Raw genomic sequence first — 15,702 nt, 5'->3', positions numbered from 1 at the left:
TGTCAGGTCTTCAAGACCTGACAGGTTTTTTTTTGGTTTTTCCCCTTACAGCCTAATCCTTCTCGCGACCACAGCAGCCATGATGCGGAGGCCTTCATTGTTGGGATGAACACCATCGGGCAGGAGTTCGGGTTTGTCCATCAGCGGGGTGTAGAGATCGATCAGTTCCGCACCGGATTTTTGGATGATCTCCATCAGCATGAGCCGCTGTTCGTTGTTCATCACCTCGGGATTGATGCCAAAGTTGACCCGGGTGACAGGCACAGGCATCACGACATAGACTTTGCCATCCTTGGGCATGTGTGCACGAAACTCCGCGATTAGATCAAGGTAGTCTTTCACAAAATCGGCTTTATGAGCCCAGTTTTGAGGTTTGGAATCGTTGGTGCCCAGCTTGATGACGACTACATCGGGTTGGAAATCCTTGACCTGCTGGAATTGGGGCTCGTTCCAATAAGGATAGTCTCCTTTTTTGAGCAGGGTACGACCGCTGACGCCGAAGTTTTTGACTTCATAGGAATCCCCGAGTAGGGCGGCTACCTGAAGAGGATAGGAATCGGGATTGTCCCTACCGGGGCCTTGGGTGATGCTGTTGCCGACGAAGGCTACTTTGATGGGGCTTTGGGAAAAAGCGGAAAAGCTGGCGAAAAGCGCCAAGAATAGGAGGGAGAGTTTATGCATGGTTTTTTGGGGTTTGGATAGGGAAATTGGTGATTTTTTACCACAAAGGCCACCAAGGAAGATGGAGAATTAGACATTTCTTGAACTTCAATCCTTTATCTTTTTAACTACCATTTTAAAGGTCTCAGAGGGAAAGCTAAAGCTTTTTTATTCACCGTAGGGACGCAGAGGGCGCAAAGGATTTTTAACCACGAAGGTCACGAAGGACATGGGAGGGCACGAAGGATTTTTTGGCCACAAAGTGAAATGAATAGGACCCCAAGGGTTAGTTAACTACCGAGCTCACTGAGAAAAGCTAAAGCTTTTTTGATTCACCGCGAAGGCGCAGAGAACGCGGAGATTTTTTACCAAAGGAAAAAGGAAATCTTGTAAGTGGTCACAGATGCACAGATATAAAAGATTTATCTGTGAATCTGTGGCAATTCCTTTCATTTTAAAATTCCCGTGTAATTTCGTCCATGGGATTTTTGCAAAGGACATTTCAATACCTTTCTTGGCTATCGCTTGACGTGGTGGTCGGTGCGATGGCGGGGATGTATTTTTTTATGGATCTATTTCATGTGCATTTGCAATGGCCCGCTTTTGCCTTGCTTGGATTGGCTGTGTGGAGTATCTATACGCTTGATCACTTGATCGATGTGCAAACTGTACGGACTGAATTAGTCCCTAGAAGGGAATTTCACCGAAAATTCAGAAAAGCGCTTTGTGGCCTGTTGATTTTGTCAGTTTTAATTGGCTTGGTTGGTGCGTTTACTTGGTTTGGATGGGGAAAAGAGCTTCAGCTTACCTTGATTCTGGCCCTGCTGATATTGGGAAGCCGGGTGATGATCCGCAAAATTGGTCCCGGATGGATGAAAGAATTTTCGATTGCTGTCTTCTATGTGGTAGGCATTGTTTGGCTGCCCATCCTGCGGGCTGAGGCAATCGATATTACCAGGAGTTCCCTGCTTTTTTTGCCGGGCTATATCCTGTTGGCATTTTTGAATCTGCTGATGTTATCCTTTTTGGATCGGGATGAAGATGCGAAGTCGGGCTTTTTTTCTGTGGCAAGCACGCTTCCTACCCAAAAAATCATCCAACTCATCCGTCAAGTCGCCTTTGGGTTGATTTTCCTTTCTTTGGCAGGATTTATCTTTTTACCCTCTTTTTATCGGCCATTTTCTTGTGTGGTAGTACTGATGGCTTTGGTTCATTATGTGAGCTTTTTCCAAAGTGGTTTACCGGTTCATCAGAAAAGGCAACGAATGGAACTCGCATTTTCAATTCCTTGGCTTTTGATGCTACTCTGAACTCTTTTTTTGCGAAGCCTGAGGGTCAAATCTCACAAAAATCGCCAGCCAAATCGAGCGGCTTAGGCGGTAGGTCAGCGGAAGTGCCAAGGTCACCACGGCAGTAAGTAAGCCCAGCAACATGCTGAGCGTGTAATCAGGATAAAGGATTGTTAAGGCCACCCAAGCTGCTATGAATAACGCGGTGTTGATCGCATAACTTACAAACATGGCTCCGAAGTAAAAACCGGGCTCTGGCTCGAGGGATTGCTGGCAATGCGGGCAATGGGAATGCATTTTAAACAAGCTTCCCGGACGCAGGAGGTTTCCTTCTTGAAAAAGGTTGCCTTTTCGACAGCGGGGACATTGAAAGGTGAAAATGGACTTGAGCATGGGGTTTATTTGCCTGCTTTGGTGATGATTTGGCGGATGAGTTGATCGAAATAAGCTCCATTTCCGGGGCCGTACCAGTTCATTTCTCGGACTTCATGAAAGTGCTCGTCATAGAGTTCATCGGGGGTAATGTACCCGATGTATCCTCCATTGAAGACTGTCACCATGAGCTTAAGGCCCTGTTGATCGGCGAGTTTTTCCCATTCTTCATAGAAGACGCCTGACAGTTCGCCGCTTGAGGAGATAAATAGAATCCGACCCACTTGGGTAATGTCCAAGTGAGCATTGGTCTCGCCTAATAAGTAGTTGAACAGCCAAGGTCGTATTCTCAGGTTATCCGAAATCCGCAAATGCGGTTCGCGAAGGGAAAGATCCAATCGGGAATGGAGGACTCTTGGGATTTTGTTGGAAGCAAAATTGGTCATCCGCAACCAAATGACCGAGTCCAGTGCTGTGGCGTATTCCTCTACTTTTTCGGGTGTGTTTCCTTTCGAAAGTGGCCGGTGACTTCCCACCGTTCCCGCAGCATAAAGGGCGAGTTCGTATTCCCGAGCTTCCATTTTTTGAGTAAGTGCCTTGGGGTAGTCTCCTGACAGTCCCATAAACTTCGAACTCAAGCAAGTAGCATGTGCAGCGTAGGTGAAGAATACCGCCTTTTTTCCATCCCTTTTGGTGAAAATGACCTGCCGGACAAAGGGATCAAATGGTCCGTCTTTGACAAATCGGTTGGCGACAAAGTTTTCTGCTTTGGTTTTTCGAAAGCTCATCGACACCGAATCCTCGGAAGCAAGGGCTGTTTGGAGGGCTTGGACACTTTTTGCAGCTAAGAGGTCTACTACTTTTTGATCATATCCGCCAAAAGCCAACTCTCCCAAGGGGCCTGGCATGTAGCCACCCATTCCGGAGTGGGTATGCGTGGCAGTGAAAATGATTTGGTTAGTCGGGATTCCTGCTTCTTTTACCGCATTTTCTACCGCTTGAGCCAAGGCAGGATGAACAATCAGTAACTCGTAATTGAGCCAGGCGATCCGGGTTTTGCCATTGCTCAGCGTAATAGCTTTGACATAGCTGGAGTCTTGAACAAACTCATAGGGCCCTCTCGGGGCGTAACCTACCAGATCGACGGGTTTGGGGGGAGTGACATTGGCTTTGGACCATCCTGCAAGCCAAGTTTCGCCTTCCGATCCTTCCCATGGTGTGGAAGATAGTCTGTCGAAGGTTTCCCGGTAAAAATCCTGCTCTTTTATCGGGCTTCGGTCCACCGTGGTGATCGTCGCCAAGGCGATCAAACCGATCACTCCAAGGAAGTAGGCGAGGAATTTGAGTAGACGAGGCAAGGGATTTACGAATTACGATTTACGAATTACGATTTACGAGTGACGACATTTGCTTGAACTTCAGATCATTTTTAGGAAATCAAACATCATTAAACTTAGAAAGTGATTTTTGACTTAGACGCCTCCGAGGGTGCCCTCACTCAAGGATAGCAAACAAACCTTGAACTCCGAACCAATAAATCAATAACTATTAACCTTTATCCAATAGCTAATATCGAATGCCGAACATCGAATACTAAACTCTGAACGGATCAATACTAAATGCCCCAGTGAGTGTCCTCACTCACGGATTGTTGAGCTACTTAAAGCAACAGATTATTGAACGCCGAACAAATAACTCAATAACCAATAACTGAATATCGAATGTCGAATGTCGAACTCCGAACATCGAATGTAGAACCCCGATGGGATCAATACTCAAACGTCCCGTGTGGACTCTGAATCGTGACTTTTTTGCCTTCATGAGGTTCCACTCTGCCGATGATTTGTGCTTCCACCCCGTAAGACTCGGCGATGTCGATGATTTCCTCGGCATAGCGCTCGTCTAGGTACACTTCCATGCGGTGGCCCATGTTGAAGACCTTGTACATTTCTTTCCAATCGGTACCGCTTTCTTCCTGGATGATTCGGAACAAGGGCGGCGTCTCAAACAGGTTGTCTTTGATCACATGGACATTGTCCACAAAGTGCAGCACCTTAGTCTGTGCACCTCCGGAGCAATGCACCAAGCCGTGGATGTTTGGACGCATGTAGTTCAGCACGTCTACCATGATGGGGGCATAGGTTCGGGTAGGCGAAAGCACCAATTTACCCATGTTCACCGGCGCACCTGGAGCCGGATCGGTGAGGTTGTATTTGCCGGTGTAAACCAAACTGTCCGGAACAGCCGGATCAAAACTTTCAGGGTATTTGGTCTTCAGCAATTTATTAAATACATCGTGACGGGCGGAAGTTAGTCCATTGCTCCCCATACCGCCATTGTATTCGGATTCGTAATTGGCTTGACCATAGGAGGAAAGCCCTACGATCACGTCACCCGCTTGAATTTTGTCATTGGAGATGACCTCATCGCGGCGCATTCGGCAAGTCACCGTACTGTCCACGATGATGGTTCTTACCAAATCTCCTACGTCGGCAGTTTCCCCTCCAGTAAGTACGACATTGACTCCGTTGTCTCGGAGCATTTGGAGTACTTCCTCTGTGCCTTGGATGATGGCAGAGATGACTTCGCCAGGTACCAGATTTTTATTTCTTCCAATGGTGGAGGAGACGAGAATATTATTGATGGCGCCTACACACAGCAGGTCGTCGGTATTCATGATAATGGCGTCCTGCGCGATGCCTTTCCACACGCTGAGGTCGCCGGTTTCCTTCCAATAGAGGTAGGCCAAAGAGGACTTGGTGCCCGCCCCATCTGCATGCATGATATTGCAAAAGTCCGGGTCATTGCCTAGCGTGTCTTCGACGATTTTACAGAAAGCCTTGGGAAAAAGGCCCTTGTCCAACTTGGAGATGGCGTTGTGGACGTCTTCTTTGGATGCGGAAACACCGCGCTGCATGTAGCGCTCGTTCATAGCGGAGGAAAGATTTGGTTGGGGCAAAGGTAGCCAATGGAACCCGGAATATGCATTAGAATTCCTATTACGAGGCAAAAATGCTTTAAAATCAATCGCTGCGCTGCATTTAACTCATTCACCATAGCGTGGCTATGCCTCATTCGTTAAATACTTGATTTTCTTGCATTTTTTCCTCTCAAAACGGACCCTAATGCAAAATCCGGGTTGAAAAATTGAAAGAGGGAAATAATCGAAAATTCTAGGGTTTGGCTGCCTTTGATGGTTTAAGTTGATTATTGCACTTAACTGTCAAAACTTTAATTCCGAATGAGGTGTGTATTTATCAAAAACATACACATGAGAACCAATATCGATATTGATGAAAACCTGATTCAGGAGGCGATGAAGCTTACCGGGATCACCACCAAAAAAGCTGCAGTGGAAGAAGCGCTACGACAAATGGTATCATTAAAAAAGCAGGAAATAATCAAAGAGCTTAGAGGTAAGTTTAAATGGGAGGGAAATTTGGACGAAATGAGATCTTCAAGACATTAGAATCAAGACACAAGAATCAAAACTTTTTTGCCACAGCATAGCACAGATTTTTATTTTAGAATTTCAAAACATCGAGAATCCTCAAAAGGATCAATCTTTCTTTTAACGCCGTAATTTGTCAATCGAAATTCGTAAATCAAAAAGGGTGGTTGCCCAGCCTTTTCAATCTTTGCGATCTTTATTTTTTTCCAACCAAGATCAAGTCTTCTTGAGGAGTAATCAGGTATCTCGCCCCGTCAGCTGTGACTACCGCCATTTCTTCGACTGAGATGGTTTTTTCTGTACCATCAGGCTGCTTCCAGCAATGAAATCCGTCAAATGCGAAGACCATTCCTTCTTTGAGTAGCTTTTGTGCTGCAGGTCGTGGTTGAGGCAGTCGGGCACCGCCTAGGTTTGGTCCTACGTCGTGTGCCACGTAGCCGACCGGGTGACCGGTACTCCAAGGCACATAGAGGGAACCCGCTGCGTCCATCAAGTCGCGCTGGGCCCGGTCTACATCTTCCCCTTTCACGCCCGGCTTCATCGCACCGAGTGCGGCACGGCTGCCGGCTTTTCCATTTCCCCAATATTTCTGAATAGCTGCTGGAGCGGCAGTTTCTCCTTCCTTCAAGACATAAGCAAATCGCTGAATATCTGACACCCAAATGCCGTAAAGTTTTACTCCAAAGTCGGTTTGAATCACATCTCCGGGCATGATGACTTTGTCTGTGGCATGGGAGTGACCACGGTCAGGCCCTGAGTTGACATTGGGGTTTTGGTCGGGATGCCAAGCGTCAGTGACTCCGTACTCGGCCATCTTGGCTTTGAGAAATTTGGCTACGTCAGCGTCGGTGGTTTTTCCAGGCTCGATCATCGCATAGGCTTCATGCTGGAAGTCGGAAGCCAACTGGGCTGCTTTGGTGAGGATTTCCACTTCTTCAGGAAGTTTAATGGATAGCCATTCGTACACGAGTTCGTCTGAGGAAATCAATTTTTTCTCATCCGCGCCCATCAGACCAGCTAGTTCTTGATACTGACTGTGTGTGATGCCATCCGCCATTTCATTGCTAGCGGAGGAGTTGATGGCTACTTTTTGGAAGCCCTTGGATTTGATAAATTCCACAGCTTTGGCGACAGCAGATTCTCCACGCGGAACACGTTCTACCTTTTCGTGAATATCGAGATCATCAAGAGCCGTAGCTTCTCCCTCGGGAGAAAATACCAAGGAATGAAACCCACTTTCGTCATTGAAAAACAAGAATGCGGCAGTTCCGCTTGCATTTTCACCTCCTACATGGGTAGCAATAGGATCATTGTAATTTTCCCGGCAGACGACCAGCCATACATCCACTCCTGCGTTTTTCAGCGCAGTGGGTAGGAGATGATTAATCCGTTTTTTTCGGATTTCAGGCCAAGGATTTTCTCCCCAATAGGTGACAGGGTCTATTTTTTCCTGTTTTTCCGAGGTGGTTTCCGCGTTGGGTTGGCAGGCCCAAAGAGCTGCCATAAACCCAAAGAGTAGAAGTTTCTTTTGCATAGATTGGCTGTAATTCTTTGGTAAATTAATCAGGATTTTGACATGCAAAAAGAACCGCTCGAAGGATGCAACAACCTTTCATTCATAATTCGAATCATAAAAATCTTTTATTTTGAACAAAAACACAGGACAAGCGTGTTAAAGTGCAAATCGAATCCGCCTTATCCCGGCATTAAATGAAAATAGGAATTGTCTGTTATCCCACCTTTGGTGGGAGTGGTGTAGTGGCTACTGAGCTTGGAAAAGGTCTGGCCAAAGTGGGGCATGAGGTTCACTTTATCACCTACAAGCAGCCCATGCGATTGGATTTTTTCAGCGAAAATCTCTTCTACCATGAAGTGGATATCAAGAGCTATCCATTGTTTGAATTTGCACCTTACGAACTCGCCTTGGCCAGTAAGATGGTTAGTGTGGTGAAATACGAAAACCTGGATTTGCTGCATGTGCACTACGCGATTCCGCACGCTTCGGCTGCCTACATGGCCAAGCAAATTCTAAAGACCGAGGGAATTCAGATTCCTGTGGTGACGACACTACATGGTACAGATATTACCCTAGTGGGAAAAGATCCAAGCTACGAGCCAGTGGTGACCTTCTCTATCAATCAATCCGATGGCGTGACAGCCGTTTCAGAAGATTTGAAAAAGGAAACGTTTGAGCATTTCGACATCAAGCGGGACATTGAGGTGATTCCAAATTTTATTGATTTGGAGCGTTTCAAGAAGCAGCGTAAAGAGCATTTCAAGCTGGCCATCTGCCCTAATGGAGAAAAACTCCTCGTCCATACCTCCAATTTTAGAAAAGTGAAGCGGGTGGAGGATGTTATTCATGTCTTTTACAATGTCCGAAAGGAAATTCCTGCGAAACTTCTTTTGGTCGGTGACGGACCGGAAAGGGATCGTATGGAGCGTCTATGCCGTACTTTGGGGACCTGTGATGATATTCGGTTTTTGGGCAAGTTGGAAGCCGTAGAGGAAGTGCTTTCGGTTGCCGATTTGTTTTTGATGCCTTCGGAAAAAGAAAGTTTTGGATTAGCGGCTTTGGAGGCTATGGCTTGCGAAGTCCCTGTTTTATCTTCCAATGCAGGAGGAATACCCGAGCTTAATTTGGACGGAATTACAGGCTTTGCCTGTGAGGTGGGAGAGGTAGAGGATATGACCAAAAAAGCCAAATTCATCCTTTCCGATGAAAATCTCCCCGGATTCAAAGAGCGTGCTTTGGCTAGAGCTAAGGAATTTGATATCGATCAGATCCTACCAAAGTATGTAGCTTATTATGAGAAAACCATTGCGACTACCCTGAGTGCAGTTTGATTTTCTGAGCTAAATCAGTTTTAAGAATATTCTTTGGTTTTTTGAAACCCTTATCTTTGCGTTGCAGTTTACGGATTGAAGTTAACCCACGAACTCATGCAAGCAACTGTTAAACCAACTACAAACATGAAAAAGATTGGGCGATTGGACAGACCGGATAATTTCGGTTCAGCCCAGATGTTTTCTAACCCGATTTTGGAAAGAATTTCCAGAACCCACATTATGGTTCCGATCACGCTTTTTTTCGCGATTTCTTCGGTATCTTTTTACTATGCATTGACGGCAACTTCCATCGGCCTTTCAGTAGGATTACCAGTCATGCTCCTCGGAATCTTTGCCTTCACTTTTGTGGAATATATGATGCATAAGCACTTCTTCCACATGGAGCCTGACACACCCTTCAAGGATAAGCTTCAGTATTCTATACATGGTGTGCATCACGATTATCCTAAGGACAAAGATCGCTTGGCGATGCCTCCATTTGTGAGTGCCGCCTATGCAGCGATTTTTTATCTGGTGTTTCAGCTGATCATGGGAGACTACTCCCTGTACTTTCTTCCTGGTTTTTTGATAGGATACTCGGCCTATTTGGGTGTGCATTACATTGTGCATGCGTACAACCCCCCAAAGAACTTCCTGAAAATTCTATGGGTCAATCATGCCATCCATCATTATAAAGATCCGGATACTTCATTTGGAGTAAGTTCTCCGCTTTGGGACTACCTCCTGGGTACCATGCCTAAAAAAGACTAAAAATGGCCTCCCTTCGGGGAGGTTTTTTGTTTTTGGGATCAGCCACAAAGACGCAAGGACTCTAAGGAAGGTGTAAAGACTTCGAAAATCATTATTCAATGTTCGACATTCGAGATTGAATAGTGGATTTCGAACTCCGAACTTTAAATGTCAAATAATGAAGGTTGACAGAACACCGAACACTGAACTTCGAACATCGAATGATGAAGAAAATAGCATGAAAACAATATCCATCATCGGTCTAGGCTGGATTGGCGAGCCATTGGCTTTTTACCTGCAGGAAAAAGGCATGCATGTCATTGGCTCCACGACCTCATCAGAAAAGCAGGAAAAGCTTTTGAAGGAAGGACTTCAAGCCATTCGTTTTTTACTCAATCCCCATCCTGAAGGGGTAGGATTTAATGCACTTTTTCAATCCGAAATTTTGGTGGTCAATATTCCTCCGAGAACTCGAAGTGTAAACGGTGCTTTTCATTTGGAACAACTCAAATACCTGAGAAGCTTGATCGATAATTCGCCGATTCAGAAAGTGATTTTTGTTTCCAGTACTGGAGTGTATCCTGAAGTGACTTCTCCCGAAAAATATGGGGAGGATTTCCCGATTTCCTTGGTAAATACTGGTAATGACACGATTTTCCAGGCAGAGCAACTGATGGAGAAAAGGCGAAAGTACGACTTGACCATCGTTCGCTTTGGAGGCTTAATGGGAGATGACAGAGTACCGGGTAAGTATTTTTCTGTAAAGGAAAACGTAGCAGGACATACCCGGGTCAATTTTATCCACCGTCAAGATGCCGTTCGCATGCTGGCCTGGGTGATGGAAGAAGAACTTTGGAATAAGACCTTTAATGGAGTAGCTCCAATCCATCCGCTGCGAAGGGAGATTTATGAGAAAAATGCCATTGATCTTGGCATTGCCCCGCCTGCCAGTTATCAAAATGAACCTGAAGGCAATGACCGATTGATCGATTCCGGCAAGATCATTAAGACAGGGTTTGAGTTTGATTATCCTGATCCTTTGGGATTTAGATACAGTTGAAACATGGTTGAAATACATTTGAAATAAAGCTACCTGCGGTAGCTAACTATTTTTGTCACTAGCACCTCTGGACTTGAATTTTATAGATAGTTATTTCTCTTTTTTCGCCCGACGAAGGAGGGCTTATTTCCATAGTATTTCATGCAGCCTATCTACGCTTTATTTCGCAAATCATCTTTCAATAATAATATCTCCATCATATCCCGCGACCGCAGGGAGCATATTTCTATTGTATCTCGTGCAACATATCTCTTTTTCTATTCTGCCAACTGTGACTGCTTACTGATCACTTTTACCTTCCGCCTTCGTGTCTTTGTGGCAACATTCAAATGCCATCTTGTCACTTTTTTACTCTTGGAACGGGCATTGATACCTCCCTCTTGTCAAATTTTGTGTTCAACTAAACCGATTTATACCCATGCAGGAAAAAGGCACGATCTCGATTCATACCGAGAACATTTTCCCGATTATCAAGAAATTCCTCTATTCCGACCATGAGATTTTCCTTCGGGAACTCGTCTCCAACGCGGTAGACGCTACGCAGAAAATAAAAAGACTGGCTACCCTTGGTCAGTACACCGGCGAACTCGGTGACATCACCGTGGAGGTGGCTTTTGACGAGAAAAAGAAGACCATCACCATCTCCGACAAAGGCCTCGGGATGACCGCCGAGGAGATCAAAAAATACATCAATCAGATTGCATTCTCCGGCGCAACAGAATTTGTGGAGAAATTCAAAGATGCCAAAGATGCCAATGAGATCATCGGCAAGTTTGGTTTGGGTTTCTACTCCGCCTTTATGGTGGCCAAAAACGTGGAAATCCACACCCTTTCCTATCAGGATGGCGCAGAACCTGCCATCTGGACTTGCGATGGCAGCACTGAGTTTGAAATCAAAAAAGGAAAGAAGAAAGAACGAGGTACTGAAATTATTCTTCATATCAACGAGGATTCTGAAGAATTCCTCGACAAATGGAAGCTGCAGGGAATTCTGGACAAATACTGCAAGTTCCTCCCCGTGCCGATCAAGTTTGGCACCAAATCTGAATCAGTAGAAGACGGAGTCGATGACAAAGGCGATAAAAAGTGGAAGTCCATCGAAGTGGACAACATCATCAATACCACTTCTCCGATCTGGACCAAGTCTCCAAGCGACCTGAAGGACGAAGACTACCTGGCTTTCTACAAGAGTCTGTATCCTATGGGTGAGGATCCGCTTTTCTGGATTCACCTCAATGTGGACTATCCGTTTAACCTGACGGGAGTGCTGTATTTCCCCAAGGTCAAAAACGAATTCGAACTGCAGCGCAATAAAATCAAGCTCTTCAGCCGTCAGGTGTTCATCACCGACGAGGTCAAGGACATTGTTCCGGAGTTTCTCATGCTGCTTCACGGGGTAATCGACTCTCCGGATATTCCGCTCAACGTGTCCCGAAGCTTCCTGCAGGCCGATGGCAACGTGAAGAAAATCAACAACTACATCACCAAAAAAGTAGCCGACAAGCTGTCCGAACTTTTCAAAAAGGATCGCAAAGCCTACGAGGAAAAGTGGAACGACATCGGACTGTTTGTAAAGTACGGCATGATCTCCGAGGAGAAATTCTACGAAAAAGGCAAGGAATTCACCCTGCTCAAAAACACCAAAAACGAATATTTCACGCTGGATGAATACCGTGAAAAGGTGAAAGCTGTGCAAACGGATAAAAACGAGCAGACCATCTTCCTCTACTCCACCGACCTCAACAAACAGGACAGCTTCATCGATTCGGCCAATAAGAAGGATTACGATGTGCTCGTGCTTGACTCTCCGATCGACAGCCATTTTATCCAACATATCGAGACTAAGATCGAGAAGACCCAACTCAAGCGAGTGGATGCCGATGTGGTGGAAAAGCTCATCCAAAAAGACTCCACCTACGCCAATCTCCTCACCGAAGATCAGAGCAAATCCGTGAAGGAACTCTTCGAAAAGGCGATCAACAACAAAAACTACAGCGTGGAGATCGAAGGCCTAAGTCCTGAGGAGATGCCCGTGACCATCACCATGGAAGAGTGGATGCGTCGTATGAAGGACATGGCACAGACCGGAGGAGGACCAATGAGCTTCTACGGCAGCTTGCCGGACAGCTACAAAGTCGCCATCAACGGCAACCATCCTGTAGTTGACAAAATCCTCAAAGCGGATGGCGAAGAAGCCCAACTGAAACTAGCCAAGCAAGCATTTGATTTGTCTTTGTTGTCTCAGGGCTTGCTGACCGGTAAGGACTTGACTGCCTTTGTGAAGCGAAGTGTGGAGATGATTTGATGTGAGAGACCTTTGGGTCCCGATAGGTATCGGGACCCGAAGGTCTTTTTAGATATCAAACCTTTGAGGCTTCTAAAACCTCAAAGGTTTTTATCCCAATCCCCGGCCTTGGTCGGGGATTTTCGTGTTTATTTCTAGGAGAAATCTAATTTTTAAAACTAAGATTTCACTATTTAATAACATATTGTATAACAGCAAGTTGTAATTTGTGTTCTACTAAGAAATTAGAAATGATTTCATTGAAAATCAACTAGTTATGATTTCATAAGAATTAATTTTCAGTTAAAGACTTGACAATTTGAATTGTCGGCAGGATATTTAGTTCAAGTTCAACGCGCGCCGAGCTTTTTAATCAATTTGTTTACTTAAATTTTAATTCAATGAAAAAGTTAAAGTTAATTTTACTCATGCTTACGCTGAGTTAGATGGGTTATTACCCTTCTTATTCTCAAACAATTGAGATACCGGAATGGCCATCTACGCCTGAGGAAAATCTTTGTAGATGCAGAGCTGATGGCTGCTATGGAGGAAATTTAATTTCATTTAGGCCGCGATGTGGCCAAGGGGATTGTTCTGCATCTACTTCAAATTGCCCAGATTGATTTATTGTTTAATCCAAAGGCTAGGAATTTCCCTAGCCTTTTAATGATGTTTATTTATATGAATAAGTTTGTTTTAGTTGTTATCGGAATTTTCATTTTTTCCTGCCAAAGAGAAAGCCAAAGTAATGTACCTCTGTTTCAAGAAAAGAACCTAACGCTCAACTCAATAGAATTTGACTCATTAATTTTTGACAAAGACTACTTTTCTGGAGTAGGTTTTTTTTCAGTTGGTAGAGATGAGTTATTCTTTGTGGATCAAGTTTTTAGTACAGTGATCGCTTTTGACAAAAATGGGCACTCTAAAGGCACCTTTTTAGGTAAAGGGGATGGACCTGATGAGCAAAATAATATTCATGGATTTCTTCCATACGCAACAGGAGATAATCATATGGTGCTGGATAATTTTGAGTTTGTGGTATTTGATCAAGACTTCCAGAAAGTAAGTTCTTATCCGATTGAATGGGACTATTCGGAGTCCTATCAAGATATGTTGAATAATCCACATGGATCGATGCTTGGACTTTATGAAATAGCTTGGTCCTCTAAAGGAAATAATACTTCATTTTTGACTCTAGGTAATGCTGCTGAAGTTATACTCCCTGTCACTATGAGTCACCCAAGGTTAAATGGGTACATTTCTGAAGAATATTATAAGAGTGTTTCAGTATTTGGAAGATACGACCTTTCAAAAAGAAAAGTGATAGAAGGGTTTGGAATCAGGTCAGAGAAATACTTGTCACATCTGTATATTCCAAATTTTGATTTTTCATTTTTCACCAAACGGAAAGATGAAATCCTAGCTTCCTTTGCTATCGACCCACTTATTCATGTTTTTGATTCTGAAGGTACTTTGAAATATAAATTTGGGGTGGAAGGAGAAGGAATTCAGTCAACTTATCCCATCACAAATACAATTGACGATGCTCTGGATAATTATAAGGTAGATTTAGAAAAGGCGGGATTTTATCATGCTATTTATTCGGATGAATCTAATGGTTTAACTTTTAGAACATATTATCCTACAGGATCGAAAGCAGGAAATGCAAGATTACAGATTTATGAAAACAACGTGCTGATTGGAGACGTTTTGGTTCCGGCACGTTTTCATGTGATTGGCAAAATAGGTGATACTTATTATGCCGACGGAATTATAGAAGAGCTAAACGACCGTTTAGGAATCTACACATTTAAACTGGACTTGAAATGAAGAGCTTTCTACTTTTAATTACATTTCTATTTTGTACTGAGTTAGTTGGGCAGGTATTAGTTGTATCAGATGAGAAAGGTAATCCGCTTTCTCATTTTACTGTTTTTTTGAAAAATGAGAATAGGATTTTGATTGGAGGGAATGACGGTCGGATATCATTGGAAAGTTTAAAAAAGACAGATAATTGTGGCTTTTACATTCGTTATTTGGGATATCAAGTTCATCATTTTTGCTTGAGTGATTTGAAACCTGGGGAGAATAGGATTTTACTCAAACTAGGAATGCTTGAGTTGCCTGAAGCTACAATTACAGGTCTTTCGGACGAAGAGTTAATTATTCGATTAAAGCGCTATATAGCAGAAATGGTTGACAGGTTCAATGTATCAAGAGCTTTTGTCGTTGAAAAATCCGATGATTTTCTTTTGGAAAGTTTGGGAGTAATAACACTGGGTGGATTGAAGGATCGAACAAAGAAGGATCACCGCTTTGAAGGTGGAAATTTAGGCTTCTTGCCTCAATACGCCAGATTTTGGGCTGTGAATGAGGATCAAATTCCTTTTAGTGCCCGAATTGCTGTGGTTTCCACTCTGACTCAAGATTTACTTTTTGAAATTTTGAAATCCAAGAGCAAAGATTGGAGTAGAGTGAATTCGGAGGGTTCTTCAAAAGAGCTTTTCAATTTGGATAGTCACAGATTACAGGTTTATCTAAATCAAGATGGTAGCCCACAAAGAATTGAAATTAAACAACGCGATTTTCGTGCTCCAACAGGATTAATCTATCAAATTGAAGGTCAACTGCAATTTATTCAAGATGAATCGGTGAGGTTTTTTTCAGGCTTCAATTTCGAGGTTAGAGATAAGCAATTAACCGAGGTTTTAGGTGTAATTCCTGACTTTCCAAAAGAAATTAATTTGCCTGAAAAATATGAAAATAGATCTGAAAGAGATAGGCTTATGAGTTCCTTTTATACTTACACGAGGTCCCCTGATTATACCTATGATGAAATAAATTTTAATAGATTAATTGAATCTAGGTCATTAAAATTTATTATGTATATCCGCAATGATACCAGTAGCCAAATAAGTTCTTACTGACAGTTAGTGACAATTGCTTTAGTTGGGTTTCAACTTGCTTTAAATTAGGTCAAAATAGACGGTTTTGACCATGAACATTA

At 43.8% G+C, this 15,702-nt stretch carries 13 protein-coding genes; 8 read left to right on the top strand and 5 right to left on the bottom strand.

Features of this window, described 5'->3' with window-relative positions; all coding sequences use genetic code 11:
* Positions 1-45 precede the first annotated feature (45 nt).
* Positions 46-681, bottom strand: coding sequence for a GDSL-type esterase/lipase family protein (locus tag ACFPIK_RS15910; RefSeq protein ID WP_377917034.1), 636 nt, complete (start codon positions 679-681; stop codon positions 46-48).
* 458 nt (positions 682-1,139) lie between these two features.
* Here ACFPIK_RS15910 and ACFPIK_RS15905 point away from each other — a divergent pair, with 458 nt between their 5' ends.
* Positions 1,140-1,970, top strand: a complete 831-nt coding sequence (locus ACFPIK_RS15905) for a UbiA prenyltransferase family protein (protein WP_377917033.1) — start codon at positions 1,140-1,142, stop codon at positions 1,968-1,970.
* Here ACFPIK_RS15905 and ACFPIK_RS15900 read toward each other — a convergent pair.
* The 3 genes from ACFPIK_RS15900 to ACFPIK_RS15890 all read right to left on the bottom strand — a co-directional run bounded on the left by ACFPIK_RS15900 (position 1,962) and on the right by ACFPIK_RS15890 (position 5,253).
* A complete protein-coding gene (locus ACFPIK_RS15900; RefSeq protein WP_377917032.1) occupies positions 1,962-2,342 on the bottom strand; it encodes a DUF983 domain-containing protein in 381 nt (126 codons plus the stop codon). The two genes, ACFPIK_RS15905 and ACFPIK_RS15900, sit on opposite strands and share 9 nt — an antisense overlap.
* 5 nt (positions 2,343-2,347) lie before the next feature.
* On the bottom strand, positions 2,348-3,679 hold the full coding sequence (locus ACFPIK_RS15895; RefSeq protein ID WP_377917031.1) for a neutral/alkaline non-lysosomal ceramidase N-terminal domain-containing protein: 1,332 nt from the start codon (positions 3,677-3,679) through the stop codon (positions 2,348-2,350).
* Between the two features lie 410 nt (positions 3,680-4,089).
* Positions 4,090-5,253 (bottom strand): AIR synthase related protein, encoded by a 1,164-nt coding sequence (locus tag ACFPIK_RS15890; protein WP_377917029.1) that lies wholly within the window; start codon positions 5,251-5,253, stop codon positions 4,090-4,092.
* Between the two features lie 339 nt (positions 5,254-5,592).
* Between ACFPIK_RS15890 and ACFPIK_RS15885 the strand changes: the two genes are divergently transcribed.
* A complete protein-coding gene (locus ACFPIK_RS15885) occupies positions 5,593-5,790 on the top strand; it encodes a type II toxin-antitoxin system VapB family antitoxin (RefSeq protein ID WP_377917027.1) in 198 nt (65 codons plus the stop codon).
* A gap of 178 nt (positions 5,791-5,968) precedes the next feature.
* Here ACFPIK_RS15885 and ACFPIK_RS15880 read toward each other — a convergent pair whose 3' ends face one another.
* Positions 5,969-7,306 carry a M24 family metallopeptidase gene (locus ACFPIK_RS15880; RefSeq protein WP_377917025.1) on the bottom strand — a complete coding sequence of 446 codons (1,338 nt, stop codon included), beginning with the start codon at positions 7,304-7,306 and terminating at the stop codon, positions 5,969-5,971.
* 176 nt (positions 7,307-7,482) lie between these two features.
* On the opposite strand from ACFPIK_RS15880, the gene bshA reads away from it, so the two are divergent.
* The 6 genes from bshA to ACFPIK_RS15850 all read left to right on the top strand — a co-directional run bounded on the left by bshA (position 7,483) and on the right by ACFPIK_RS15850 (position 15,622).
* Positions 7,483-8,619, top strand: coding sequence for an N-acetyl-alpha-D-glucosaminyl L-malate synthase BshA (gene bshA, locus ACFPIK_RS15875; RefSeq protein WP_377917023.1), 1,137 nt, complete (start codon positions 7,483-7,485; stop codon positions 8,617-8,619).
* Positions 8,620-8,745: 126 nt separating this feature from the next.
* The gene (locus tag ACFPIK_RS15870) at positions 8,746-9,372 is read left to right on the top strand and encodes a sterol desaturase family protein (RefSeq protein WP_377917021.1); all 627 of its coding nucleotides are present in this window, start codon (positions 8,746-8,748) and stop codon (positions 9,370-9,372) included.
* A gap of 217 nt (positions 9,373-9,589) precedes the next feature.
* Entirely contained in the window at positions 9,590-10,411 is an 822-nt protein-coding gene (locus ACFPIK_RS15865; RefSeq protein ID WP_377917019.1) for an NAD(P)-binding domain-containing protein, read from the top strand.
* Between the two features lie 418 nt (positions 10,412-10,829).
* Positions 10,830-12,716, top strand: coding sequence for a molecular chaperone HtpG (gene htpG, locus ACFPIK_RS15860; protein WP_377917017.1), 1,887 nt, complete (start codon positions 10,830-10,832; stop codon positions 12,714-12,716).
* Positions 12,717-13,271: 555 nt separating this feature from the next.
* Positions 13,272-14,525, top strand: a complete 1,254-nt coding sequence (locus tag ACFPIK_RS15855) for a hypothetical protein (protein WP_377917015.1) — start codon at positions 13,272-13,274, stop codon at positions 14,523-14,525.
* Positions 14,522-15,622 carry a hypothetical protein gene (locus tag ACFPIK_RS15850; protein WP_377917014.1) on the top strand — a complete coding sequence of 367 codons (1,101 nt, stop codon included), beginning with the start codon at positions 14,522-14,524 and terminating at the stop codon, positions 15,620-15,622. The genes ACFPIK_RS15855 and ACFPIK_RS15850 overlap by 4 nt, the downstream gene beginning before the upstream one ends.
* The last annotated feature ends 80 nt before the right edge of the window (positions 15,623-15,702 follow it).

It is taken from the genome of Algoriphagus aquatilis, from assembly GCF_042657405.1.
GTDB lineage: Bacteria > Bacteroidota > Bacteroidia > Cytophagales > Cyclobacteriaceae > Algoriphagus > Algoriphagus aquatilis.
This window is presented reverse-complemented; position numbering and strand designations above follow the sequence as displayed.

Coding starts and splice junctions, on each gene's coding strand:
- ACFPIK_RS15910 (WP_377917034.1), bottom strand. CDS start 681: ATGCATAAACTCTCCCTCCTATTCTTGGCGCTTTTCGCCAGCTTTTCC.
- ACFPIK_RS15905 (WP_377917033.1), top strand. CDS start 1,140: ATGGGATTTTTGCAAAGGACATTTCAATACCTTTCTTGGCTATCGCTT.
- ACFPIK_RS15900 (WP_377917032.1), bottom strand. CDS start 2,342: ATGCTCAAGTCCATTTTCACCTTTCAATGTCCCCGCTGTCGAAAAGGC.
- ACFPIK_RS15890 (WP_377917029.1), bottom strand. CDS start 5,253: ATGAACGAGCGCTACATGCAGCGCGGTGTTTCCGCATCCAAAGAAGAC.
- ACFPIK_RS15885 (WP_377917027.1), top strand. CDS start 5,593: ATGAGAACCAATATCGATATTGATGAAAACCTGATTCAGGAGGCGATG.
- ACFPIK_RS15880 (WP_377917025.1), bottom strand. CDS start 7,306: ATGCAAAAGAAACTTCTACTCTTTGGGTTTATGGCAGCTCTTTGGGCC.
- bshA (WP_377917023.1), top strand. CDS start 7,483: ATGAAAATAGGAATTGTCTGTTATCCCACCTTTGGTGGGAGTGGTGTA.
- ACFPIK_RS15870 (WP_377917021.1), top strand. CDS start 8,746: ATGAAAAAGATTGGGCGATTGGACAGACCGGATAATTTCGGTTCAGCC.
- ACFPIK_RS15865 (WP_377917019.1), top strand. CDS start 9,590: ATGAAAACAATATCCATCATCGGTCTAGGCTGGATTGGCGAGCCATTG.
- htpG (WP_377917017.1), top strand. CDS start 10,830: ATGCAGGAAAAAGGCACGATCTCGATTCATACCGAGAACATTTTCCCG.
- ACFPIK_RS15850 (WP_377917014.1), top strand. CDS start 14,522: ATGAAGAGCTTTCTACTTTTAATTACATTTCTATTTTGTACTGAGTTA.